Raw genomic sequence first — 21,288 nt, 5'->3', positions numbered from 1 at the left:
ACTGGATCGCCCGGTCAAGCCGGGCGATAACAGTGGAGTTTGGGGCTAGCGCCGATGACGAACGCACCAGAAAGCTCCGCCGAAGACTCCCTCATCGCGCACTATTTCAAGCCGCTGGCGACTGATCCCGGCGCGTTGGGGCTGGTCGACGATGCCGCCATCCTGCAGGCGCTCGGCAGCGACATCGTCGTCACCACCGACGCGGTGGTGGAGGGTGTGCATTATCTTGCCAGCGATCCGCCCGATACCATCGCGCGCAAGGCGCTGCGGGTGAACCTGTCCGATCTCGCTGCCAAGGGCGCCGTGCCGGCCGGCTTCGTGCTGACACTGGCGCTGCGCAGCAGGGAAGACGCCTGGCTCAGGCCGTTTGCGGACGCGCTCGGCGAGGATGCGAAAACCTTCGCTTGTCCACTGTTCGGCGGCGATACGGTGTCGACGCCGGGGCCGCAGATGATCTCGATCACCGCCTTTGGCCGCGTGCCGCAGGGGCGGATGGTCGGCCGCGCCGGCGCCCAGCCGGGCGACCGTATTCTGGTGACGGGGACGATCGGCGACGCCGCGCTTGGCCTCGATGTGCTCAAGGGCGGCGCGGTGGCGAATGCGCTGGCCTCCGATCCGCACGCGCGCGAGACGCTGATCTCGCGCTATCGCGTGCCGCAGCCGCGCAATGCTCTCGCGCACGGCGTGCGTGACCATGCAACGGCTGCGATGGATGTCTCCGACGGGCTTGCAGGAGACCTGACCAAGCTCTGTGCGGCGTCAGGCGTCTCGGCCACGATCGAGGTGACCAGCGTGCCGCTCTCGGTCGCTGCCGCCGGCCTGATCGCGGGCAAGGTCGTTTCCGTTGAGACGCTGCTGGCCGGGGGGGACGATTACGAGGTGCTGTGCACCGTTCCGCCGGCGCAAGGCGACGCACTGATTGCCTTGGGGCGGGCGGCCGGCCTTGCCGTCACGGCCATCGGCACGATCGTCGCGGGCCATGAGCGGCCGCGCTTCCTGGACGGGCAGGGCCAGGAGCTGGTCTTGAAGCGACTGTCCTACAGCCACTTCTAGGAATTGCGCCAAACCGGCGTCCGGGCTGCCAAGACCGGCTAAATACCTGCCGAGATCGGCTTTTCGGGCTTATCTGGCGTTGCACCCTCAATTTGATTTTGGCAAGGTCGTGACCGACTAGGGCCGCGCCTTCGGGCAAGGAGCGGCCTTGTTCAAAATCAAGGCGCCGCACCGCACGACGGAAAAACAAAAGGCGCCGGGGGTACGTTCATCAAGGATCTGAGGCAAAAAATCACATGACAGCATTATGGTTGATTGTGCTCTGCGGAGTGCTTTCCGTCGTCTACGCGATCTGGGCGACGTCTTCGGTTTTGAGTGCGGATGCGGGGTCTCCGCGCATGCAGGAAATCGCGGCTGCGGTGGCCGAGGGCGCGCAGGCCTATCTCAAGCGACAGTACATGACGATCGGCATGGTCGGCGTCGTGATTTTCGCCCTGCTGGCCTACTTCCTCGGCATGCTGGTTGCGATCGGCTTCCTGATCGGTGCGGTGTTGTCGGGCGCGGCGGGCTTCATCGGTATGAACGTCTCGGTTCGCGCCAATGTGCGCACCGCGCAGGCGGCGACGACATCGCTTGCCGGCGGCCTCGAGCTCGCCTTCAAGGCGGGCGCCATCACCGGCATGCTAGTCGCGGGTCTCGCACTGCTCGGCGTTACCATCTATTTCGCCTATCTCACGCACGGCATGGGGCTGAAGGCCAACGACCGTGTCGTCGTCGATGCGCTGGTGGCGCTCGGCTTCGGCGCCTCGCTGATCTCGATCTTCGCCCGTCTGGGCGGCGGCATCTTCACCAAGGGTGCTGACGTCGGCGGCGATCTCGTCGGAAAGGTCGAGGCCGGCATTCCTGAGGACGATCCGCGCAACCCGGCGACCATCGCCGACAACGTCGGTGACAATGTCGGTGACTGCGCCGGCATGGCGGCCGACCTGTTTGAGACCTATGCGGTGACTGCGGTCGCCACCATGGTGCTCGCCGCGATCTTCTTCGCGACCTCGCCGCTGCTGGTGAACATGATGACCCTGCCGCTCGCCATTGGCGGCGTCTGCATCATCACCTCGATCATCGGCACCTTCTTCGTCAAGCTCGGCGCCAGCCAGTCGATCATGGGTGCGCTCTACAAGGGCCTGATCGCGACCGGCGTGCTGTCGATCGTGGGCGTTGCCGGCGTCATCTACTGGCTGATCGGTTTCGGCCCGCTGGAAGGCGTGAAGTATACCGGCATGGCGCTGTTCGAGTGCGGCGTCGTCGGCCTCGTCGTTACCGGGCTGATCATCGTGATCACCGAATACTATACCGGCACCGATTATCGCCCGGTCAAGTCGATCGCGGCGTCGTCGGTTACCGGTCACGGCACCAACGTGATCCAGGGCCTGGCGATCTCGATGGAATCCACCGCTGGTCCGGCGCTGGTGATCATCGCCGGCATTCTCGTCACTTACAGCCTTGCCGGCTTGTTCGGCATCGCGATCGCGACCGCCACCATGCTGGCGCTGGCTGGCATGGTCGTCGCGCTCGACGCTTTCGGCCCGGTCACCGACAATGCCGGCGGCATAGCCGAAATGGCCGGTCTTCCGAAGGAAGTCCGCAAGTCCACCGACGCGCTCGACGCGGTCGGCAACACCACCAAGGCGGTCACCAAGGGCTATGCGATCGGCTCCGCCGGTCTCGGCGCGCTGGTGCTGTTCGCGGCTTACAATGAAGACCTCAAATTCTTCATCGCCAACGCCGCGAAGTATCCGTACTTCCAGGGCGTACTGCCCGACTTCTCGCTCAACAATCCTTACGTCGTCGTCGGCCTCTTGTTCGGCGGCCTGCTGCCGTATCTGTTCGGCGCGATGGGCATGACCGCCGTGGGCCGTGCGGCCAGCGCGATCGTCGAGGAAGTGCGGCGCCAGTTCCGCGAGAAGCCCGGCATCATGCAGGGCACGGACAAGCCGGACTACGGCAGGGCCGTCGACCTGCTGACCAAGGCGGCGATCAAAGAAATGATCATTCCGTCGCTGCTGCCGGTGCTGTCGCCGATCTTCGTCTATTTCGTGATCTACGCGATCGCAGGTGGCGGCGCCGTCGGCAAGTCGGCCGCGTTCTCCGCCGTCGGCGCCATGCTGCTCGGCGTGATTGTGACGGGCCTGTTCGTCGCAATCTCCATGACCTCGGGCGGCGGTGCCTGGGACAACGCCAAGAAGTACATCGAGGACGGCCATTACGGCGGCAAGGGCAGTGATGCCCACAAGGCGGCTGTGACCGGTGACACCGTCGGCGATCCCTACAAGGACACGGCAGGTCCCGCGGTGAACCCGATGATCAAGATCACGAACATCGTGGCGCTGCTGCTGCTGGCGATCCTCGCGCACTGAACCAGAGGCAGCTTTCCTGCGACAAACCCGCGGTGCAAACCGCGGGTTTTTGTTATCCGCTTTGCGGGAGCGTCGCCATGAAGTTCGAGACGACCAGATGTATCCGGTGCGGCTGCGACATGTTGGCGGCCGACAGTGTTTGTCCAACTTGCGGCAAGACGCAAAGGGGCTCCCGGCAATCCGGGCCTCGCACAATGTTGGCAGTCGCGCTGGCGGCGGCCGTCCTCTTAGCCTTCAACTGGTTCAAATCCCCAGCGCCACAAGCAGGGCCTACTGCACGTCCATCTGCAGCCCTTCCTTCTGGATGATGCCGGCGAACTTCTTGGTCTCGGCGTCCACGAAGGCGGCAAACTGGTCGGGCGTGCCGTAGTCGGCGCGGGCGCCCATGGCCACGATGTTCTTCTTGATGTCGTCGCGCTCGAGCATCGCCTTCACTTGAAGGTTGAGCGCTTCGACAACGGCGGGCTGCACACCCTTCGGCAGGAACACCGAGAACCACGACGAGACGTCGAAAGCCGCAAGCTCCGGCGCGCTCTCGCGCATGGTCGGCAGGTTCGGCGCAAGGTCGCTACGCTCGGTCGTGGTGACGCAGAGGCCGGTCAGGGTGCCGTTCTGCACCTGCGGCAGGCTCGGATAGAGATTGTCGAACAGGATCTGGATGTCGCCGGCGAGCGCCGCCTGGAGCGCGGGACCGGCGCCGCGGAACGGGATGTGCGTCATCTTCAGGCCGGTGAGCTGCAGGAACCAGGCGCCGGTGAGGTGAGGGCTCTGGCCGACGCCGGAGGAGGCGTAGCTGAGCTTGTCCGGATTGGCCTTGAGATAGGCGACCAGCTCGGCGATCGACTTGATGCCGGTCTTGGGATGCGCCGAGACGATGTTCGGGATCCGGATCATGTTGGAGACCGGCTGGAGCTGGTCCGGCTTGTAGGTGAGGTTCTTGAAGATGCTGTAGGCGATCGCGTTCGGACCGGGATTGCCGATCAGGATGGTGTGGCCGTCCGGCTTGGCGCGGACCACCTCGGCCGTGCCGATCGTGCCGCCGCCGCCGGAACGGTTTTCCACCACGGCCGATTGGCCCCAGGCCGTCTGCAGATGCGCGGCAAGGAGCCGACCCATCACGTCGGTCGAGCCGCCGGCGGCAGCCGGCACGACGAGACGGACGTTTTCGGTGGGCTTCCAGTCCGCCAGGCTCGATCGCGGCAGGATCGCTGCGGCCGAGAGGGCGGCAGCACCGGTGAGCACGCGACGGCGGGACAGCAATTGTTTGGGCACGAATCCACTCCCTGCATCTTGTTTTGCAGGGAGCGTATGGAACAGGACGCGCAACGGCAAGCCGCACGAAGCCGCAGGCTGAAGGCTCAGTTAAAGCTGAGCAGCTTGAAGATCGGCGTGAGGTAGCTCATCTCCTGGCCCGACGTGGGCGTGGTGCGGCTGATGAAGTCGAAGATCTTGCCGTCCTGCAGGCCGTAATTCGCAAGCCGGCGCACGCGCCGGTTCTTGTCGAAATAGACCGCGATGACGCGCTGATCGACCACCTTCTGATTCATGAAGGCGACCATACGCTCCGAGCGCTGTGAGATGTAATAGAACACCTCGCCGTCGAGGGTTGCGACGGTGGAGGGGGTGCCCATCACGATCAGCACCTGGTCCTGGCTCGCGCCAATCGGGATCTGCTCCAGCGCGTTGGGCGGCAGGATGTAACCCTTCTGGAACTGCTCGCCGGTGCAGCCCGCAAGCGCAGCCCCAACCAGGGCCGCGGCCGCGAACAGGCGCAAGCCGCGCCAACGTGCTTGAAGGCCGCGCCGCTTGTCTGCACGCAGGCTGGTCTGGTTCGTTATCGTCATAGCGGAACTGATTCCGTCCCCTTGCGTCGCGCGAGGCGCTGAAGTACCGGGCGTAGGCTCTGAATGCAACACGCGCGCGCCCGCTTGCGGAAACCACAATGCTTTGGCCGTTCAATCACTTCAGGAAACCCCGCCTAGCCTCGCCGGGCACCATTGAAGCCATCTATGGCATGATCGTGACGCAGGCGCGAGAACCCATATTTTACCGAGACTTGGGCGTGCCGGATAGCGTTAACGGGCGTTTCGATCTGTTGCTGCTGCACCTCTGGCTGCTGCTGCGCCGTCTGCGCACGGTTCAGGGCGCCACCGAGCTGTCGCAGGCGCTGTTCGACCGCTTCTGCGAGGATATGGACGACAATCTGCGCGAGATGGGGATAGGCGACCAGACCGTGCCGAAGCGGATGCGGGCCTTCGGCGAGGCGTTTTACGGCCGGGTCCAGGCCTACGATCAGGCCATGGAAAGCGGCGGCGAGGCGCTGGCGTCGGCGATCTGCAAGAATATCTTGAATGGGGCCGGCATGGACCAGGCGCAGCGGCTCGCGGCCTATGCCAGGGCTGCCGAGGCCGACCTCGCCCGGACCGGCGAGGCCGCATTGTTGGCCGCGTCTTTCAAGTTTCCCCCAGCGCTCCCTGAGGATGTCACGCCATGAGCCGACCGATTACCGCATCCGGGCCCGATCCCTGGCAGGTGCCCGTCATCGTTGCACAGATCCCGGACACCGGCCTGCATCGCAAGCTCGAGGCCTCGGCCGCCGAGCGGCAGGCCATGGCTGAGACGGCAGGCTTGCGCGAGGTTGTTTCGGTCCGGGCTGATTTCGATGTCGTGCCGAAAAGCGGCAACCAGATCCAGGTCACGGGGCACGTCCGCGCCCGGATCGGCCAGACCTGTGTGGTCACGCTTGACCCGATGGAGAGCGAGATCGACGAGGAGGTGGACCTGATATTTGCCCCCGAGGCCGAAGTCCGCCGCCTGGCCGAGCTGATGGAGGAGGTGCACGACGATCAGGAGCAGGTCGCCGACCCCCCGGAGGCGATCGTCAATGGCATCATCGACCTCGGCCGGCTCGCCACCGACGCCCTCTTCCTGGCGGTGGATCCCTATCCGCGGAAGCCGGGGGTGGTGTTTGAGCCCGAGGTCGCCGCCCCCGATCCGGAGGATCATCCTTTTGCGGTGCTGAAGGCGCTCCAGGACAAAAAGAAAGACCAATAGGTGCCGTCTTTCCCAGAGGACCGCTTTGCTACGGGGCGCGAGGTGTTTGCGATCGTGGTTTGAAAGGTCGAATTATCTGTTTGATTTTGATGTACTTCTTGTGAATTCGGCCGTCTGCGGCCGGATCGTCCCGAATGCAAAAGGCTGGGGGCAAGAGGTTGTTTCGGGATAACAAAACGCTATTGTCGCGCCCCGGTCCGGGTGCGGCGTGGCGCTTGACCGACCGCCATGTTCGTGGCGAACCCATTTGCGGCCCCGCTCGTTCAAGACCGCACCAGACCAGGTTTCCAGGACTTTTATGCCAAGCAAGGTTCGCATCGCGCTTGACGCCATGGGGGGCGACGCCGGCGCCGCGGTGGTCATCCCAGGCGCCGCCATCTCGCTTGCCAGGCATCGCGAGATCGAATTCCTGCTGATCGGGGACCGCGCCAAGATCGAGCCCGAGCTCGACCGCCACCCCGCGCTGAAGGCCGCCTCGAAGATCATCCATACCGATGTCGCGGTCAGCGGCGAGGAAAAGCCGAGCCAGGCGCTGCGGCGCGGCCGCAGGACCTCCTCCATGTGGCTTGCCATCGATGCTGTGAAAAAGGGCGAGGCGGATGTCGCGGTCTCCGCCGGGAATACCGGCGCGCTGATGGCGATGTCGCGCTTCCACCTGCGCACGCTGCCGGGCGTCGATCGTCCGGCCATCGCCGGCATGTGGCCGACCAGGCGCGGCGATTCCGTGGTCCTCGACCTCGGCGCCAGCATCGGCGGCGATACCCACCATCTGGTGTCGCTCGCCATCATGGGCGCGGCGATGGCCAGCGTGTTGTTCAACAAGAAGCGTCCCACGGTCGGCCTGCTCAATATCGGGGTCGAGGAGATCAAGGGGCACGAGGAGATTCGCGAGGCCGGCGAAATCCTGCGCGCCAGGAACCTCCCCGAGCTCGACTATCTCGGCTTCGTCGAGGGCGACGGCATCGGCAAGGGAGTAGCGGACGTCATCGTCACCGAAGGCTACAGCGGCAACATCGCGCTGAAGGCCGCGGAGGGAACCGCACGGCAGATGGCGGAATTGCTCCGGGACGAGATGAAACGGGGCTGGCTGTCAAAGCTCGGCTATCTCTTTGCACGCAACGCCTTCCAGGCCCTGCGGAACAAGATGGACCCCAACAAATCCAACGGCGGCGTGTTGCTGGGGTTGAACGGGATCGTGGTCAAGAGCCATGGCGGAATCGCTGCCGAAGGCTTTGCCTATGCGATTGATGTTGGCTATGAGATGGTCAAATTCGATCTCCTCAACAAGATCAATCAGATGCTCAACCGCGAAGGTGGTGCACTCAATTCCGTGCAAGCCGCGCAGGAGGCTGTTTCGTGACTCAAATTCGTTCGGTCGTGCTGGGCTGCGGCTCTTATTTGCCGGAGCAGGTGGTGACCAACGCCCAATTGGCGGCGCGCATTGACACGTCCGACGAGTGGATCGTGCAGCGCACCGGCATTCGCGAGCGGCACATCGCGGCCGAGGGCGAGTTCACCTCGCATCTGGCGCTCAAGGCGGCGCAGGCTGCGCTCGCCGACGCCGGCGTGGACGCGCAGTCGATCGACCTGATTGTGCTCGCGACCTCGACCCCTGACAACACTTTCCCCGCCAGCGCGGTCGCCGTGCAGCACGGGCTCGGCATCAACCACGGCGCGGCCTTCGACCTTCAGGCGGTGTGCTCGGGCTTCGTGTTCGGGCTCGCCACCGCCGATAATTTCCTGCGCACGGGCGCCTTCAAGCGCGCGCTGGTGATCGGCGCGGAAACCTTCTCGCGCATCCTCGACTGGACCGATCGCGGCACCTGCGTGCTGTTCGGCGACGGCGCCGGCGCGGTGGTGCTGGAGGCGCAGGAGCAGCCGGGCAATGCCGCGACCGACCGCGGGATCGTGACCACGCATTTGCGCTCCGACGGCCGTCACAAGGCGAAGCTGTTCGTCGACGGCGGCCCGTCCTCGACCCAGACTGTCGGCCATCTGCGCATGGAGGGCCGCGAGGTCTTCAAGCACGCGGTCGGCATGATTACCGACGTGATCGTCGACGCCTTCAAGGCGACCGGGCTCAATGCCGACAGCATCGACTGGTTCGTGCCGCACCAGGCCAACAAGCGAATCATCGACGCGTCCGCGCACAAGCTCCACATCGCGCCGGAGAAGGTGGTGCTGACGGTTGACCTTCACGGCAACACCTCGGCGGCCTCGATCCCGCTGGCGCTGTCGGTGGCGCGCAAGGACGGCCGCATCAAGCGCGGCGACCTGGTTCTGCTGGAAGCCATGGGCGGCGGCTTCACCTGGGGCTCCGCGCTGGTGCGCTGGTAAGCCACAGTCGATAAAATTTTGCCCGAATCAGATCGGATTATCGATGCGCCTGCATTGATGAGCGCTGTTGACCGCCGTATCGTAAGCTCATAATTTCAGACAACAATTGTTCGCCGTGATGTGGGGCAGGGCGATGACCGATCAAAGTAAAACCGTAACGCGTGTCGATCTGTGCGAAGCCGTCTACCAGAAGGTGGGGCTGTCGCGCACGGAATCGTCTGCCTTCGTGGAACTCGTGCTGAAGGAGATCACCGATTGCCTTGAGAAAGGCGAGACGGTGAAGCTGTCCTCGTTCGGCTCCTTCATGGTCCGCAAGAAGGGTCAGCGCATCGGTCGCAACCCGAAGACCGGCACCGAGGTGCCGATCTCGCCGCGCCGGGTCATGGTGTTCAAGCCGTCCGCAATCCTGAAGCAGCGGATCAACGCCCAGCACCGCACCAATGGCGACGCCAGCAAGGCGCAACCCGAGGCGTAATCCGCCTTCCGGATAAGGATTTGGCATTTGGACAAGGCGCCGGATGCGTTCCGAACCATCAGCGAAGTAGCGCAGGAACTCGACATTCCGCAGCACGTGCTGCGGTTCTGGGAGACGCGTTTCTCCCAGATCAAGCCGATGAAGCGCAGCGGCGGCCGCCGCTATTACCGCCCCGACGACGTCGACCTGCTCAAGGGTATCCGCCGTCTCCTCTACGGCGAGGGCTACACCATCCGCGGCGTGCAGCGGATCCTCAAGGAGCACGGCGTCAAATCGGTGCAGGGCCTTGCCGACAGCGCGGCCGCGGTCTCGTTCGGGGCTATCGAGGACGCCGTCGGCGCCAGCCTGATGGAGCCCGAGGAGGAGACCGGCGTCCGCGGCGCCCGCGATAGTGACGACGACGATTACCAGGGCGAGGAGGAGGAGGGCATCGACTTCCGCTTCTCCGAGACCGACGACGAGGAAATCCTCACCACCTTCCGCAAGGGCGGCACCCCCGCCGCGCCCGCAGGCCCCAGCGCCATCGACCGGGAGCGCCTCGGACGGGTGCTCGCCGAACTCATCGCCTGCCGCGAAATGCTGGATCAGGCGCTCAAGGACGCCTGACGCCGGATCTCCTCGGCTTTGGGGGCAGTTCCGGTGCCTTTCGGCAGAGGCACCAAAATCCAAAATGGTGTGACCTCGCCTTGCGCAAACCGGCGATCCTAGCTAATGGAACGACGTTCGGAGCGTGGCGCAGCCCGGTTAGCGCACTAGTCTGGGAGACTAGGGGTCGGAGGTTCAAATCCTCTCGCTCCGACCATTTTTCTAAATTGCATCAAGGTCAGTTCGGCGCCATCGACCTACGGCGCATCGCCTGTTTACAGCCGGTTTACAAATTCCGTTCAGCAAGCGTTCTGGGCACTCGGCAGGGAATATTGCACCTACCGTACCCAGCCACGATCTGTTAAGGCGAGTCAGCGCCACACCGCAATTGCTGATGGTGGAAGCGCTGGGGGGCTACGGCTGCAATGGCAGCGCACAAGTTCGATCACCCGCCGCTACTGGAGCCGGGGCGTCACTTTATGACGCTCCGTGAAATCGAGTCCCTTGCGTTCATCGATTTCATGGCCAAGCACGGCAGAGAAGAGAAAAGCTCTTCTATGCCTTGGAAGAGCTTGCCCAGGAGCTGCTTCGCGTAAAGCTTTCCTGCATAGCGTTCGTTGACGGCAGTTTTCTTTCAGAAAAACCAGATCCCGGAGACGTGGATGTTCTTGTAAATATTGACGACGATGTTATGCAGAACTTGCTCCCAGAGGAAAGAATACTTATCGATGCTTTGAATTTAGAACACCATATTGCATTCGTAGACGATCGCAAAGCAGGTGCCGGCAAGGACTCCCTGGATCAAATAGCTTCTTGGGACGAGCGTCGGCGTAAGTGCCGCCGCGAAGAACAATGCTCCCAACGCCAATCCGACCCCTGAGAGAGATACCACGTACCGCCAGACGATCTGCGCGAGACTCTTGACGATGTTCATTCCGCCACTCTCTCCGATGCTGGCTTATGATCGGGAAGCCCACGGCGGCAATGAACCTGCGCAGACGTGAATTGCGTGCGAGCAAGACCGGCAGCGCGCGAAGCATCCCGCCCAAGGATCATTTCGGACGAATGTCCTTGTAGATGATGCCGTCCTTCATGATCACGACGAATTTGTTCTCCGGGTCGGCGATGAGGCGAATGTCGTCCAAGGGATTGCCGTCGACGAGCAGGAGATCCGCCAACGCCCCTTCTTCGACCACTCCGAGCTTGCCGGGATAGGGATTGCGCGCACCGGAGAGGGCAAGCAACTCTCCGTTTGCTGAAGTCGCCATTGCCAATGCTTCCGCCGGGGTGAACCAACGTGTGAGATCCACGATGCCCTGACCCTGATGCTCAGCCAACGCCTTGGAGAAGAGAATATCAGTCCCGAAGGCCGTCTTGATCTTGTATTTTTTGACAAACCCGTACGTGGTGTCGGTGCCAGCAACCACTTGGCGCATCTGCGCTTGTTGCACGGGAGGAAGCATGGCTGCGCCGCCGAGGTCTACGAATGGCTGTGTGCTCAGCCAGATCTTCTCCTCCGCGAGGAGACGTGCGGTCGGCTCATCCATCAAATGACCATGCTCAATCACCTTGACGCCTGCAGCAACAGAGCGCCGGATGGCGTTTGACGTATAGGCGTGGGTCGCAACATAGGTTCCCCAATCGGTAGCTGCTTCGACGGCCGCCCGCAATTCAGCCTCACTGAAGGTGGTCACATCCAGTGGGCTGAAAGGCGAAGCGACGCCGCCGCCTGCCGTCAGCTTGATTTGCGATGCGCCCTGCATGAGCTGTTCGCGCGTTCGCTTGCGAACCTCGTCGGGGCTGTCGGCGATCATGCTTCCACCGAGCTGCTCGACGCGGCTCGTTCCGCCAAGACTTTGCGGCAGCTCCCAGAGCTCACGGAAGTCGCCATGCCCTCCCGTGACTGTGATGACGGCACCCGACGGATAGATGCGAGGGCCTACCACGATCCCCTCATCGATGGCGCGCTTCAGCGCGAAGGCAGGGCCGCCCATGTCCCTGACGGTGGTGAACCCGCGCATCAGCGTAGCAGTGGCTTCCGCGCCCGCGAGCAGCATCGTGTAACCCAAGTCGCTCGAAAGCATTTGAGCAGGGGTCGGACGAACCATCGTCGCATGCCAATGCATGTCGCTGAGCCCGGGCATCAGCACGCGTCCACCGCTTGCTATAGTGCGGGTGTCCGGGGATCGATCGACCGGATTGGAAGCGATCGCAATACGCTCGATGGTGTTGCCCCGGATGAGGACATTCGATGGAGCGGAGAGCGCCTGACTCTTCCCATCGAAAATGCGCACATTGTCGAAAACTGTCAGGGCAGAGCGCTCCTGCGCCAGCCCAGGACTGAGAGCGGCGCATGACCAAAGAATGGTCGCCGCGCACGCGGCTTTTTGCATCCGCACAACGACTTCGGAGAGCATGTCGTTACCTCCTGCTTTGTGGGCCTAACGGTCACTCTGGCCTCGAATTCAGCCTTATTGATCGCTCAACGGACAGCGGCTGGAGCGAGCTATCCGCCAGTCGCGATTACAAGCGGCACGTGGCCTAGGATGAAGGCAACCGAGGTCATCATCACCGCGCGGAAACGCAAATGTGCGCCCTGGATGGCCGCCTGCTCGAGTGTGGCCTCAAGCTGGACCACCTATGCCTGTTTCGACGCGAGATCCGCTTCGAAGGGACCACGCTCAAGCCGATAGAGCTCATCGCCTTTGCTGATTTCGGCGCCTTCCTCGATCAGGCGCCGTTCTAGTAATGCATGACGCGGGCAACAAGGGTGACCCGATTGATCGCCTCGATCCGCCCGAGAAATTCACTGCTCTCGGTGATCGGCCGCTTGGCCGCCTCCACGATGCCGACCGCGGGTGGCGTGGCCGGAGTCGATTCGGCTTGGGCAGCTCCGCCGGCGACGACCATCAGGAGAGTTGCCCCCAAGAGCCTGATCGAGACACCAGCAAGGGTCATCATCCGCTCCTTGCACCGGACCTGGGGCCAGGTCAGTGCTTCACCGGTGCCTCGCTACTCCCGCCGCATGCGATTGCTGCGTGCGGGTTCGTCGTAGCCCTTGCGGCGGCTGTAGAACATGAGCGCGATCAGGCCGCAGCCGGTCACCAGCATCAGGATTGCAGCGCCTCCCAGGATGACGTTGCGGTAAAGCGGCATGGATGGCGTTGCCTGCCATACGGCCACGCAGTACCAGATTGCCGCGACGAGAAGAGCTGCCAGAAGGGTCCCAACGACCCATCGATTCGTGATGCGCAAAGCTGCCTCCTTCGTCTGATTAGGGCTGGCGCGGGCTTCGTGACAAATCTGCTGTCGGCGGATTGCGCGCGTTGCGATCCTAGTGCCATCGCCATCCGCAGCGGCGACGACCGCGATGCCACCAGCAAACCCAGCGGCGCCGGCGCGGCCGGCCCCATCCCCGACGACGAGACGGCGGTCCCCATTGTGTTTGCATCGGGAGGTCTGGTGGCTCGCTGGGCCGGCCGAGATCGTGAGCGATCGGCATCGCTTCCGCGGCCTCAATGAAACGAACCCCGACGGCGCCGATCGCCACCGCAGCAACGGCATTCTGGGCAAAGCCAAGAAAAGCCCGACGGCTCGGTGTGTCCATCATCTTTCGTCTCCTTTGTCAGGCGGTTCGCCGCGCTGTCTGAAGGGCGTAGAGCAGCCAAGCCACTCCGTGCGAAATCAAATCGACTCCCAGCAGGAATCCGAGCGTCCAGACGCTGATGGCCGGGAAGCCGAACACGATCAGGAAGCCGGCGACCAGCCCGATGACGCCGGAAACCAGCATCAGCCAGCCACCCTGTTGCCAATGTGCAAAGCTGAGCACGCACCGGATGATCCCCGATGCCAGCAGAACCGCCCCAAGCAGCGAGGTCAGGATGAGGGCACCGGCCGCCGGCTGCATAAGCAGCAGCAACCCGAACGCAAGATAAAGTATGCCGAGCAGGATCTGCCAAAGGAATCCGCCCCATCCCTTTGTCCAAAACGCGTGGGTGATCTCGAACGCGCCGACAAGAATTGCGGCAAGCCCGATCAGCTTGACGCTGATGATCGTCGCGAACACGATGTCGCCCAGCGCCAAGACGCCGGCCGCGATCATCACGACACCAAGGAGCGCGCATGTCCACCGGGAGCGAGGACCAAAGGTTCTAACGTGGGGGCTGCTGTCGTATGTGGCCACGCCATCCTCCCGCATTCCGGCGACTAATCCAGTTAGCGCCACGGAACGCTAGTCGCAGCCGCGCAATGCTGACATCCGATGAAACCCTGAATGTGTCAGGAGGAATATGCGCGGTGTCCCGAAGCCTGCTAGAAGTGCTTCCCTGGCGCCGCAGATGCGGGTCCAGGTGGTTCGCGCCGGAACAGATCGTGTGGGAAGGGAGCGCTCGAGGCGGAGGTCAGATGGGCGACTCTGCGAGCAAGCGCTGCGTCGCTCGGCTCTGAGTAGAGAGAGCCCGTTGCATGAATGACCACGAAGGTAATCCACAAAAACCCTCAGATTTGAATGGCAATGTGCGGATTTATCCGTTGACCGCTCGGTGATATGCCATGCGCTGCGATCAGCAAATAAAGCGCACACTTGCACCGGCGCTTGATAAATGAAAGGGCCTGCGAGATGCGGAAGCTTTCGCTATTGGTGATTCTCCTTTCACTTGCAGGAATGCTCCCTTCGAGTGAATCCTTTGGCCAGAGCGCAATTCGGGGTGCCGTTATTGGCGGTGCCGTCGGCGGTCGTCGCGGCGCTGCCATAGGAGCTACGGCCGGAGCGATAGCCGGTGCCCACCGGCGACATCAACATTGGCATCGCTATTATTGGCGAAACGGCAGCTGCTGGTATCGCTCGCATAGTGGAAGGTCGCACCGCGTGTCGAGTCGATACTGCCGCTAGGTGAAGCGGCTCCGCATTATGCTTTCGGCCCGTCGAGCCGCTCGAACAACAGGGAGGATAATCATGATCATTTCGAAAATGGCGCCCGTTCTGGCCTTCACCTTCATTTTGTGTAGCGTCGGCTCTGCGAACGCCAAAACCTATTGTGCTCACTGCATCGGCGGCGCGGAGCGCCTTGCCGCTGACGGGCGCTCGCAGAGATCAATGTCTTGAATCGCGCCGAGCCTGAGAGGCTTTCGTTGCCTGTGAGATACTGCCAATTCGCCTTCCGGACATCCTAGTCATGCGGCGTCGGCTGGGCTGAGGATTCATCCCATGATTCGCCGCGTCGCCTGCCGCCGGGTAAGATGTGAAGTTGGCGTTGCGCCGCATCGCGAGAGCGCGACGAGCGGCATCAATATTCGCCGAACGCGCTTCCAGTTTCCGGACGCGACTTATCTCCTTGTTCAGGCGTTTGAGCGCGCCCGCGAAGACCTGCATCCGCTGCAGTCGGAGCTCGGTGGTTTCCGGAAAGCTTGAGCCGCGTGGTCCGGCCTTGCCTCTCCGTTCACGTTGCTTCTGTCTCACCAGAGTCTGCTCCTTGTCGCGCATCTGCCGCAGGCGGATACGGAGCTTCTCCAGACCTGGCGGATCGAGAGCGTAGATATCCGGATGATGGGAAGCCCGGATCGCACCGTACTCTTCGTGGCTCACCAAACTTCGCTCGAATTTGCATGATATAGCCATGGAGGTCTCCTTCGTCGGCTGCGATCTATCGGCGCCCGCGCGGGCCGAGTGTCAGATTGGTGATCCCCGCTGCAAGGTTCAATCCGATCGACCGCTCGATGGACAGGGGCTGCAGCATGATTGAGCGGCGAGAGCCTCCGATTGAGCACATTTGCTCCGAGGCCGGGACCCATCGCGACGTTGCCGCTCGCGCCGATATAATTTCCCCGCAAGGTGCCCGGTCCGACCCGCGAATTTCGTGCTAGGACGGTCCAGGACAGAGATCCTGCGCTGGTAACGCCCAGGTCGAGACCGACGCGCCTGATCCGGCCCTCATAGATGTACTGCTGGCGTGGCCGCGTCGCGGTGAACACGCAACGAAGCTCCTGCGTCGAGCCCAGGACGAGCCCCACACGCGGTGAACTGACGCAGATGAGTCTGCCCACCCTGAACGGCTCAGCTACGGCGGGCGTGGCAGGCACGTACATGACAGCGGATCCGCAGATGGCCGCGGCAAGCGAGCTAATTCGCATTCAACCCTCCGTTGCCGTGTTCGTGTTGATGGGGGACCCGCTTGTGTCTTGATCCTGGCGGCGAAGCCAAAAGGTGATGCCGAGGCCGATTAGCAAAACGGCGCCCAGCAGGAAGAAGATCACGGATTGCTGAAGCCAGGAGATTGCTGGGACCGTGATGCCCATGGCGACGCCGAGAAAGGCTATTTGCATCGACATCAGACTGACGCCCGCGAGGAATGTCCCGAGGGCAAGCAATGTGAGGAGAACGAGGCTTGTCGCGGGCGTTGGCAGCAACTGCTGAACACCGGACACTAGCATGATGTTCATCGCGACGAGAACGGCGACCCAGTGCAGGGCCTGAGTCCAGATTAGCCGCCAGCGCTCCTCCCTGCCACCGAGGTCGGGCCATTTGTCGATGACACACACCACGCCGATCGCAAGCGCGAGGAACTCCCAATAGCCGACCAGGGGCTGGTGCGACGCATTGGTGTAGGCGACACCCGCAACAGCCAGAACTAGTGCGACGACGTAAGGAAGCTGCTGCCATAAAAAGCGCGTCATCCCCGACGGTGTCGACGGCGTGATCGTTCCGGCGATACGTTCAGCCTCAAGCTTGATCATGCGTCACCTCGAGATTGCGCTGGTCGACCATCCGCCGGGGGGCGTCCCCGAGGTAATCCTCGACGTAGAACCTGATGATCGCCACCCGGCCGACAGCGACTAGCGGCATGGCGAGCGCGATGCCCATTACGCCAAACATGGCACCCAGCAGCACGATTGCCACCAATGTCCAAGCGGGAGGGATTTCGACGGCCTGGCGCTGGATCAGCGGGCCGACTACGTAGCCCTCGATTGACTGGATGATGGTATAGACGGCGACGGCCCAGATCAGCAGCGATGCGCCGAGCGGCATCGCGACGAGCGCGATCGGAATTGCGGCAAGGATCGGTCCGAGATACGGAACGAAGTTCGAGAAGCCCGCCTGCAAGCCAAGCACGAAAGGGCCAGGCAGGCCGATTAAATAGAGCGCTGCCCAGACGCACAGGGTCATTAGGACAACGCGGATCAGTTGCCCCACGAACCACAGTCGCAGGACACTACCCATCTGGTCCATCACTTCGCGCGTCCGAGCGCGACACGATGGCTTCGCGAGCAGAACGATGCTCTCGCGGTGGCTGGTAGGATCGAAAGCAAAGAGAATGCCGAGGAACAGGATCACGAGTGCGCCAGCCAGAAAGCTGGATGCTCCGCCAAGGACGCGCTGGGCGTGGCTGAAGAAGCGGCCTTGATCAGAGACCAACCATTGCGCAAAATCGCGGCCCCACTCCGGACCGAGCAGATCGACGCCGTAGGTCAAGAGATGCTGCTGCAGCACGTCTAACTGGGTGTCCATGACCTTCAGCAGAATGCGCGTTTGTTCCGGAAGTTTTCCTGCCCCCCAGACCAGCGCGAGTCCGACCGCTGTCGTGAGCAGCAGCAGCACGACGGTCAGCCGCCAAATGCGATTGAGTCGAACGACAGGAGCCGTGGCCCTCGCGGCCGCATCCAGGAGAGCCGCGAAGAGGACGCCTGCGAAAATGACGAGGAGGCTGGAGACGGTTTTCCAGGTCAGGAAGAGAGCCACGCAGGTCCCGAGCAGGGCCAGGCCGGTAGCGAGAAGACTGCGCTGCCCGTGTGCCACGACTGCAGCCTCGCGCGGTGCGTTGTCGCGTAGTTGGTCCGGTCCAATCCTCAGCTCGCTCATGGGGTAACTCGCGGGTCGCGAAGCGGTCGGTGTGCCGAGCCTAAGTACGGATACGGCGACTGCCATAATGGGGATGAGAGCCGCCGCGATGCCGCCAGTAGCGATGCTTTGTCGGGTTGGTGTTGGTGTTTGGGGTCGCCGCGCCGGGCCCAGGTGTCGCAGCGGCAGGCTTGGGCGCGGATATGGCGGGGGCGGTCGTTTCTGCCCGGGCGAGGGTCAGCTGCGCGGTAGCAACCGACGCGGCCAGGGCCAAAGCGCCGTAGACGGCTCGTACATTCATGTTCGCCTCCACTTGACCAAGACTTCAGATCGAGATGGCTCCGGTCGCCAGTGCATAGACGCCGGTACAAGCGGCGAGCGCGAGCGCAGTAAAGATGATCGCCTCGAAAGGCTTGAAGACGGCCTCCTTGCGTTCGCGCTTGGCCAGAAAAAACAAAAGCGTTCCCGGGACGTACAATATCGAGGACAGCAGGAGGAACGTGGCGCCGCCCGCGTATATCATGCCCATGGCGTAGACCGTTGCGACGGCCGAGCGGATCCCGTCGACGGCACGGGCGCGCTCCCCTGCATGGTAAGACTGGCCAAGACACGATAGCTTGAGGCCGTATGCCGCGACCAAGAAATACGGGATCAGCGTCATCGCGCTGGTCATCTTCAAGGCGAGGGTGAATGCATATTCGGCGAACCAGGTGACCAGAACGAAGGTCTGGATGACGCAATTGGTGAGCCAGAGCGCGCCGGCAGGAACCTCGTGCTCGTTCACGCGCGCCAGAAACAGGGGCATCGTACGATTGATGGCCGCGGAATGCAGCACCTCCGCCGCGAGCAGCGACCAGGATAAATAGTTGCCAAGGATCGAGATGAGTAGGGCCACGCTGATGAAGATCGCACCCCAGCGCCCGACCATCGCTTCCATCACGCCGGCCATCGACGGTGTCGACAGGTCCGCGAGTTCCTGCCGCGGAAGCACCCCGTAGGACAGCAGCGTCACCATTACGAGAAGGCAGAGAACGGAAAGAAAGCCAGTGACCGTCGCAAACCCGATATCGGAGCGATCACGGGCGTAGCGCGAGTACACGCTGGCGCCCTCAATTCCCACGAAGGCGAACACAGTGAGCAGCATCGTGCTTCGAACCTGTGAGGAAATCGCGGCCACGCCCGGCTGTTCGGTCCCCCAAAAATTCCGGGAAATCAGATCGGGATCGAGAACGATGAACGCCACGCCGATGAAAAGCAGGATCGGGATGATCTTGGCATAGGTCGCAACCGTATTCAGTGTGGCCGCTTCCCTGATGCCTCGCAGCACCAGGAAATGGACGCACCACAGCAGGAGGGATGCTGATGCGATGGCCACCGGCGTCGTTCCGTCGCCGAAGATCGGGAAGAATTGTCCGATTGTCGCCTTGATCAGAATGAGACAGGCGACGTCCGCGATGCAGCATCCGATCCAGTAGCCGGCCGCCGAAGCGAAGCCAATATACTCTCCGAATCCCGCCTTGGCGTATGCATAGATGCCTGCGTCCAGGTCCGGCCTTCGGCGAGACAGCGCCTGAAAAACAAAAGCGAGCATCAGCATGCCAGTGCCCGCGATGCCCCAGGCGATTAACGTTCCGAGGACGCCCGTGGCATGTCCGAATGATGCGGGCAGCGCGAATATCCCGGAGCCAACCATCGATCCGACCACAAGTGCGACGAGCGCACTTCGCGAAAGCTTGGTGTCGACTTGTTTCGATGAAGGAGCCATGACGAGAATGGCTTTCCGCCGGAGATGGAGTGACGCGCCGTCGGAATCGAGCGGGATAGGCGGCCACCCTTTGTCCGGACCTTAGAGCCGACGCTCGCCTCCGGACATCCGGGATTCTCTGTAGAAGAGAAAGCATGGAATCTGCGGACGAGCGTACCGCCGCGTTGAGGTCACTTTGGAATTACCGCGTCCGCTGCCCCCGGAGCGGCAGCGACCAGTATCAGGCCTTCACGGAAAAACTCGCCAGCCTTAGCGAGTTCTGCCGCAATACACCTGGCATGCAGAACGGCTGCGTCCTGGTCCGAGTGCTCATGTCCTGTCCCGTCCGGAGAGAGGCCGTATTTGTCGACGATGTGAAAGAAGTAGCGCATTCCAGACCGAGTAGGCTGGCGCAGCGCCTGCTTCCAGTGACAAACGTGTAAGAATCTAGGCAAAAGGGATGAGGAACGCCGGATGGGCGCTTCCCGTTTCGACAAAGCTGCGGGCCGGCGGCCCGCGAGATAGGTAGTGTATCCCCCGGCAGTAGGGTGATCATCCGATGTTCCCGACAGTGCCGGACCAGTAGCTTGGCTTGTTCCTGCGATCAGACGCGAGGAGGAAGCCATGTCAAACTATGATCCTAATGCGACCATATCGGAAGCCGTTGGCAGCTCGCTCGCGATGGACGCTGGATTGCGCACATACATGCTGCGCATCTACAACTATATGGCCGCAGGTGTATGTCTCACGGCCCTTGCGGCATGGTTGACCTATCAGCTCACGAGCCCGGCATTGCTTCAGAGCCCGCTGATGTGGGTTTTCATCCTGGCGCCGCTCGGGTTGGTGTTTTTCATCGGAGCCCGCATCAATACACTGTCGGCGGAAACGGCACGGCTGCTGTTCTTCGTGTATGCCGCTTTGGTTGGCGTCTCGCTCTCAACGCTCCTGCACGTTTACACCAGCGCTTCGATCACGCGCGTCTTCTTCATCGCAGCCGCAATGTTTGCGGCACTTAGCGTCTTCGGCTATACCACCAGGCGCGATCTGTCCGGGATGGGCAGCTTCCTGTTCATGGGCCTGATCGGCGTCGTCATCGCCAGCGTCGTCAACCTCTTCATGAGATCGACAGGCCTCGAATGGTTGATTTCGATCGTCGGCGTCGGAGTGTTTGCGGGACTGACGGCCTACGATACTCAACGGATCAAGGCGATGTACGACAATAGGGACGACGAGACAGCGACAGGCCGCAAGTCGGTGGTCGCGGCGCTGTCGCTCTATCTGAACTTCATTAATCTATTCATGATGCTCTTGCGGCTGATGGGCGGGCGACGCTAGGCGGCTCAGGCCGCCGGTCGCTCCGCTGTGCTGGCGAGCGCGTCTCGCAGGATCTTCTCCTTGGTCTCGTCCAGAGACGTTTTCAGCACGACCCCGCCAGCGTCCTTGATCTCGTTGAGCACCTTGTCGGCTGTCATGTTCTTGATCAGGACGAAGAGGGCGGCGTTGCCGGGAGAGAGCGAAGCCGAGAGCTCCTTCACGAACGAGTCGTTGATGCCGAAATCCGACAAAGCACCTCCCAGCGCGCCTGAGGCTGCACCCAGTGCCACGCCGATGATCGGATTGAGAAAAAGTACTCCGATCAGGAGCCCCCAAAAACTTCCGGAGATCGCGCCAGTCGCGGTTGTGTTGACGAGCTGGTTGAGCTTCACGGTCCCGGAATCGGTCTTCACGGCAATGACAGCGTCGCTGATGCTGATCAGATACTCTTTTTGCAATTTGAGCAGCCGTTGCCGGACGTCTTCAGCCTTTGCTTCGTTCGGGTACACGATGGCGACCAGATCAGACATGGAGA

24 protein-coding genes, 1 tRNA gene and 1 pseudogene are annotated in these 21,288 nt (G+C 62.4%); 13 read left to right on the top strand and 13 right to left on the bottom strand.

All coding sequences use genetic code 11. The features are described 5' to 3' along the window. Nucleotides 1–54: 54 nt before the first annotated feature. Entirely contained in the window at nt 55–1,053 is a 999-nt protein-coding gene (gene thiL, locus IVB47_RS16055) for a thiamine-phosphate kinase (protein ID WP_247462570.1), read from the top strand. Nucleotides 1,054–1,289: 236 nt separating this feature from the next. Continuing rightward, nucleotides 1,290–3,410 (top strand): sodium-translocating pyrophosphatase, encoded by a 2,121-nt coding sequence (locus tag IVB47_RS16050; protein WP_027567258.1) that lies wholly within the window; start codon nt 1,290–1,292, stop codon nt 3,408–3,410. Nucleotides 3,411–3,680: 270 nt separating this feature from the next. On the opposite strand, the gene IVB47_RS16045 is transcribed toward IVB47_RS16050, so the two are convergent. After that, nucleotides 3,681–4,682, bottom strand: a complete 1,002-nt coding sequence (locus IVB47_RS16045; RefSeq protein WP_027567257.1) for a tripartite tricarboxylate transporter substrate binding protein — start codon at nt 4,680–4,682, stop codon at nt 3,681–3,683. Nucleotides 4,683–4,768: 86 nt separating this feature from the next. Continuing rightward, complete coding sequence (locus tag IVB47_RS16040; protein WP_027567256.1) at nt 4,769–5,254, bottom strand: outer membrane protein assembly factor BamE; 486 nt, start codon at nt 5,252–5,254, stop codon at nt 4,769–4,771. Between the two features lie 98 nt (nt 5,255–5,352). On the opposite strand from IVB47_RS16040, the gene IVB47_RS16035 reads away from it, so the two are divergent. From IVB47_RS16035 to IVB47_RS16005, 7 genes are all read left to right on the top strand, one after another. Next, the gene (locus IVB47_RS16035; RefSeq protein ID WP_247462568.1) at nt 5,353–5,904 is read left to right on the top strand and encodes a ubiquinol-cytochrome C chaperone family protein; all 552 of its coding nucleotides are present in this window, start codon (nt 5,353–5,355) and stop codon (nt 5,902–5,904) included. Next, the gene (locus tag IVB47_RS16030) at nt 5,901–6,464 is read left to right on the top strand and encodes a DUF177 domain-containing protein (protein ID WP_247462566.1); all 564 of its coding nucleotides are present in this window, start codon (nt 5,901–5,903) and stop codon (nt 6,462–6,464) included. Before IVB47_RS16035 ends, IVB47_RS16030 begins: the two co-directional genes overlap by 4 nt. 298 nt (nt 6,465–6,762) lie before the next feature. Next, the gene (plsX, locus tag IVB47_RS16025) at nt 6,763–7,824 is read left to right on the top strand and encodes a phosphate acyltransferase PlsX (RefSeq protein ID WP_247462565.1); all 1,062 of its coding nucleotides are present in this window, start codon (nt 6,763–6,765) and stop codon (nt 7,822–7,824) included. After that, the gene (locus IVB47_RS16020) at nt 7,821–8,801 is read left to right on the top strand and encodes a beta-ketoacyl-ACP synthase III (RefSeq protein ID WP_026233249.1); all 981 of its coding nucleotides are present in this window, start codon (nt 7,821–7,823) and stop codon (nt 8,799–8,801) included. The genes plsX and IVB47_RS16020 overlap by 4 nt, the downstream gene beginning before the upstream one ends. Nucleotides 8,802–8,934: 133 nt before the next feature. Next, nucleotides 8,935–9,276 carry an integration host factor subunit alpha gene (locus tag IVB47_RS16015; protein ID WP_018456841.1) on the top strand — a complete coding sequence of 114 codons (342 nt, stop codon included), beginning with the start codon at nt 8,935–8,937 and terminating at the stop codon, nt 9,274–9,276. 27 nt (nt 9,277–9,303) lie between these two features. Further along, on the top strand, nt 9,304–9,882 hold the full coding sequence (locus tag IVB47_RS16010; RefSeq protein WP_007611070.1) for a MerR family transcriptional regulator: 579 nt from the start codon (nt 9,304–9,306) through the stop codon (nt 9,880–9,882). A gap of 118 nt (nt 9,883–10,000) precedes the next feature. Continuing rightward, nucleotides 10,001–10,078: transfer RNA gene (locus IVB47_RS16005), tRNA-Pro, on the top strand. A 522-nt stretch (nt 10,079–10,600) separates the two neighbouring features. Here IVB47_RS16005 and IVB47_RS16000 read toward each other — a convergent pair. After that, nucleotides 10,601–10,795 (bottom strand): hypothetical protein, encoded by a 195-nt coding sequence (locus IVB47_RS16000; protein WP_346730801.1) that lies wholly within the window; start codon nt 10,793–10,795, stop codon nt 10,601–10,603. Nucleotides 10,796–10,913: 118 nt separating this feature from the next. Beyond that, entirely contained in the window at nt 10,914–12,278 is a 1,365-nt protein-coding gene (locus tag IVB47_RS15995) for an amidohydrolase family protein (RefSeq protein ID WP_247462562.1), read from the bottom strand. Between the two features lie 170 nt (nt 12,279–12,448). On the opposite strand from IVB47_RS15995, the gene IVB47_RS15990 reads away from it, so the two are divergent. Then, nucleotides 12,449–12,607 carry a hypothetical protein gene (locus IVB47_RS15990; protein WP_247462560.1) on the top strand — a complete coding sequence of 53 codons (159 nt, stop codon included), beginning with the start codon at nt 12,449–12,451 and terminating at the stop codon, nt 12,605–12,607. Here the strand turns inward: IVB47_RS15990 and IVB47_RS15985 are convergent. From IVB47_RS15985 to IVB47_RS15975, 3 genes are all read right to left on the bottom strand, one after another. Continuing rightward, entirely contained in the window at nt 12,604–12,819 is a 216-nt protein-coding gene (locus tag IVB47_RS15985) for a hypothetical protein (RefSeq protein ID WP_247462558.1), read from the bottom strand. The two genes, IVB47_RS15990 and IVB47_RS15985, sit on opposite strands and share 4 nt — an antisense overlap. 54 nt (nt 12,820–12,873) lie before the next feature. Then, complete coding sequence (locus IVB47_RS15980; protein WP_247462556.1) at nt 12,874–13,116, bottom strand: hypothetical protein; 243 nt, start codon at nt 13,114–13,116, stop codon at nt 12,874–12,876. 370 nt (nt 13,117–13,486) lie between these two features. Then, nucleotides 13,487–14,059, bottom strand: coding sequence for an HdeD family acid-resistance protein (locus IVB47_RS15975; protein WP_256467861.1), 573 nt, complete (start codon nt 14,057–14,059; stop codon nt 13,487–13,489). Between the two features lie 756 nt (nt 14,060–14,815). Between IVB47_RS15975 and IVB47_RS15970 the strand changes: the two genes are divergently transcribed. Further along, nucleotides 14,816–14,965, top strand: a complete 150-nt coding sequence (locus IVB47_RS15970; protein WP_247462552.1) for a hypothetical protein — start codon at nt 14,816–14,818, stop codon at nt 14,963–14,965. A gap of 102 nt (nt 14,966–15,067) precedes the next feature. After that, nucleotides 15,068–15,271, top strand: a complete 204-nt coding sequence (locus tag IVB47_RS15965) for a hypothetical protein (protein ID WP_247462550.1) — start codon at nt 15,068–15,070, stop codon at nt 15,269–15,271. Nucleotides 15,272–15,503: 232 nt separating this feature from the next. On the opposite strand, the gene IVB47_RS35385 is transcribed toward IVB47_RS15965, so the two are convergent. From IVB47_RS35385 to IVB47_RS15945, 5 genes and pseudogenes are all read right to left on the bottom strand, one after another. After that, nucleotides 15,504–15,596, bottom strand: coding sequence for a DUF992 domain-containing protein (locus tag IVB47_RS35385; protein WP_253075191.1), 93 nt, complete (start codon nt 15,594–15,596; stop codon nt 15,504–15,506). 88 nt (nt 15,597–15,684) lie between these two features. After that, a pseudogene (locus IVB47_RS35380) lies at nt 15,685–15,945 on the bottom strand (DUF992 domain-containing protein); the annotation flags it as partial. A 45-nt stretch (nt 15,946–15,990) separates the two neighbouring features. Beyond that, nucleotides 15,991–16,593 carry a hypothetical protein gene (locus IVB47_RS15955; RefSeq protein ID WP_247397236.1) on the bottom strand — a complete coding sequence of 201 codons (603 nt, stop codon included), beginning with the start codon at nt 16,591–16,593 and terminating at the stop codon, nt 15,991–15,993. Then, nucleotides 16,580–17,716, bottom strand: a complete 1,137-nt coding sequence (locus IVB47_RS15950) for an AI-2E family transporter (RefSeq protein ID WP_247462548.1) — start codon at nt 17,714–17,716, stop codon at nt 16,580–16,582. Before IVB47_RS15950 ends, IVB47_RS15955 begins: the two co-directional genes overlap by 14 nt. A gap of 304 nt (nt 17,717–18,020) precedes the next feature. Then, nucleotides 18,021–19,460: a basic amino acid/polyamine antiporter gene (locus tag IVB47_RS15945; RefSeq protein ID WP_247462546.1), complete on the bottom strand. Its 1,440-nt coding sequence runs from the start codon at nt 19,458–19,460 to the stop codon at nt 18,021–18,023. A 603-nt stretch (nt 19,461–20,063) separates the two neighbouring features. On the opposite strand from IVB47_RS15945, the gene IVB47_RS15940 reads away from it, so the two are divergent. Beyond that, entirely contained in the window at nt 20,064–20,774 is a 711-nt protein-coding gene (locus tag IVB47_RS15940; RefSeq protein ID WP_247462544.1) for a Bax inhibitor-1/YccA family protein, read from the top strand. Between the two features lie 5 nt (nt 20,775–20,779). Here the strand turns inward: IVB47_RS15940 and IVB47_RS15935 are convergent, their stop codons facing one another. Continuing rightward, complete coding sequence (locus IVB47_RS15935) at nt 20,780–21,283, bottom strand: DUF1269 domain-containing protein (protein ID WP_247397250.1); 504 nt, start codon at nt 21,281–21,283, stop codon at nt 20,780–20,782. Nucleotides 21,284–21,288: the final 5 nt, after the last annotated feature.

The organism is Bradyrhizobium sp. 62, from assembly GCF_023073035.1.
Classification (GTDB): domain Bacteria; phylum Pseudomonadota; class Alphaproteobacteria; order Rhizobiales; family Xanthobacteraceae; genus Bradyrhizobium.
This window is presented reverse-complemented; position numbering and strand designations above follow the sequence as displayed.

Coding starts and splice junctions, on each gene's coding strand:
- thiL (WP_247462570.1), top strand. CDS start 55: ATGACGAACGCACCAGAAAGCTCCGCCGAAGACTCCCTCATCGCGCAC.
- IVB47_RS16050 (WP_027567258.1), top strand. CDS start 1,290: ATGACAGCATTATGGTTGATTGTGCTCTGCGGAGTGCTTTCCGTCGTC.
- IVB47_RS16040 (WP_027567256.1), bottom strand. CDS start 5,254: ATGACGATAACGAACCAGACCAGCCTGCGTGCAGACAAGCGGCGCGGC.
- IVB47_RS16035 (WP_247462568.1), top strand. CDS start 5,353: ATGCTTTGGCCGTTCAATCACTTCAGGAAACCCCGCCTAGCCTCGCCG.
- IVB47_RS16030 (WP_247462566.1), top strand. CDS start 5,901: ATGAGCCGACCGATTACCGCATCCGGGCCCGATCCCTGGCAGGTGCCC.
- plsX (WP_247462565.1), top strand. CDS start 6,763: ATGCCAAGCAAGGTTCGCATCGCGCTTGACGCCATGGGGGGCGACGCC.
- IVB47_RS16015 (WP_018456841.1), top strand. CDS start 8,935: ATGACCGATCAAAGTAAAACCGTAACGCGTGTCGATCTGTGCGAAGCC.
- IVB47_RS16000 (WP_346730801.1), bottom strand. CDS start 10,795: ATGAACATCGTCAAGAGTCTCGCGCAGATCGTCTGGCGGTACGTGGTA.
- IVB47_RS15995 (WP_247462562.1), bottom strand. CDS start 12,278: ATGCTCTCCGAAGTCGTTGTGCGGATGCAAAAAGCCGCGTGCGCGGCG.
- IVB47_RS15990 (WP_247462560.1), top strand. CDS start 12,449: ATGTGCGCCCTGGATGGCCGCCTGCTCGAGTGTGGCCTCAAGCTGGAC.
- IVB47_RS15985 (WP_247462558.1), bottom strand. CDS start 12,819: ATGACCCTTGCTGGTGTCTCGATCAGGCTCTTGGGGGCAACTCTCCTG.
- IVB47_RS15975 (WP_256467861.1), bottom strand. CDS start 14,059: ATGCGGGAGGATGGCGTGGCCACATACGACAGCAGCCCCCACGTTAGA.
- IVB47_RS15970 (WP_247462552.1), top strand. CDS start 14,816: ATGATCATTTCGAAAATGGCGCCCGTTCTGGCCTTCACCTTCATTTTG.
- IVB47_RS15965 (WP_247462550.1), top strand. CDS start 15,068: ATGATTCGCCGCGTCGCCTGCCGCCGGGTAAGATGTGAAGTTGGCGTT.
- IVB47_RS35385 (WP_253075191.1), bottom strand. CDS start 15,596: ATGCTGCAGCCCCTGTCCATCGAGCGGTCGATCGGATTGAACCTTGCA.
- IVB47_RS15955 (WP_247397236.1), bottom strand. CDS start 16,593: ATGATCAAGCTTGAGGCTGAACGTATCGCCGGAACGATCACGCCGTCG.
- IVB47_RS15950 (WP_247462548.1), bottom strand. CDS start 17,716: ATGAGCGAGCTGAGGATTGGACCGGACCAACTACGCGACAACGCACCG.
- IVB47_RS15945 (WP_247462546.1), bottom strand. CDS start 19,460: ATGGCTCCTTCATCGAAACAAGTCGACACCAAGCTTTCGCGAAGTGCG.
- IVB47_RS15940 (WP_247462544.1), top strand. CDS start 20,064: ATGTCAAACTATGATCCTAATGCGACCATATCGGAAGCCGTTGGCAGC.
- IVB47_RS15935 (WP_247397250.1), bottom strand. CDS start 21,283: ATGTCTGATCTGGTCGCCATCGTGTACCCGAACGAAGCAAAGGCTGAA.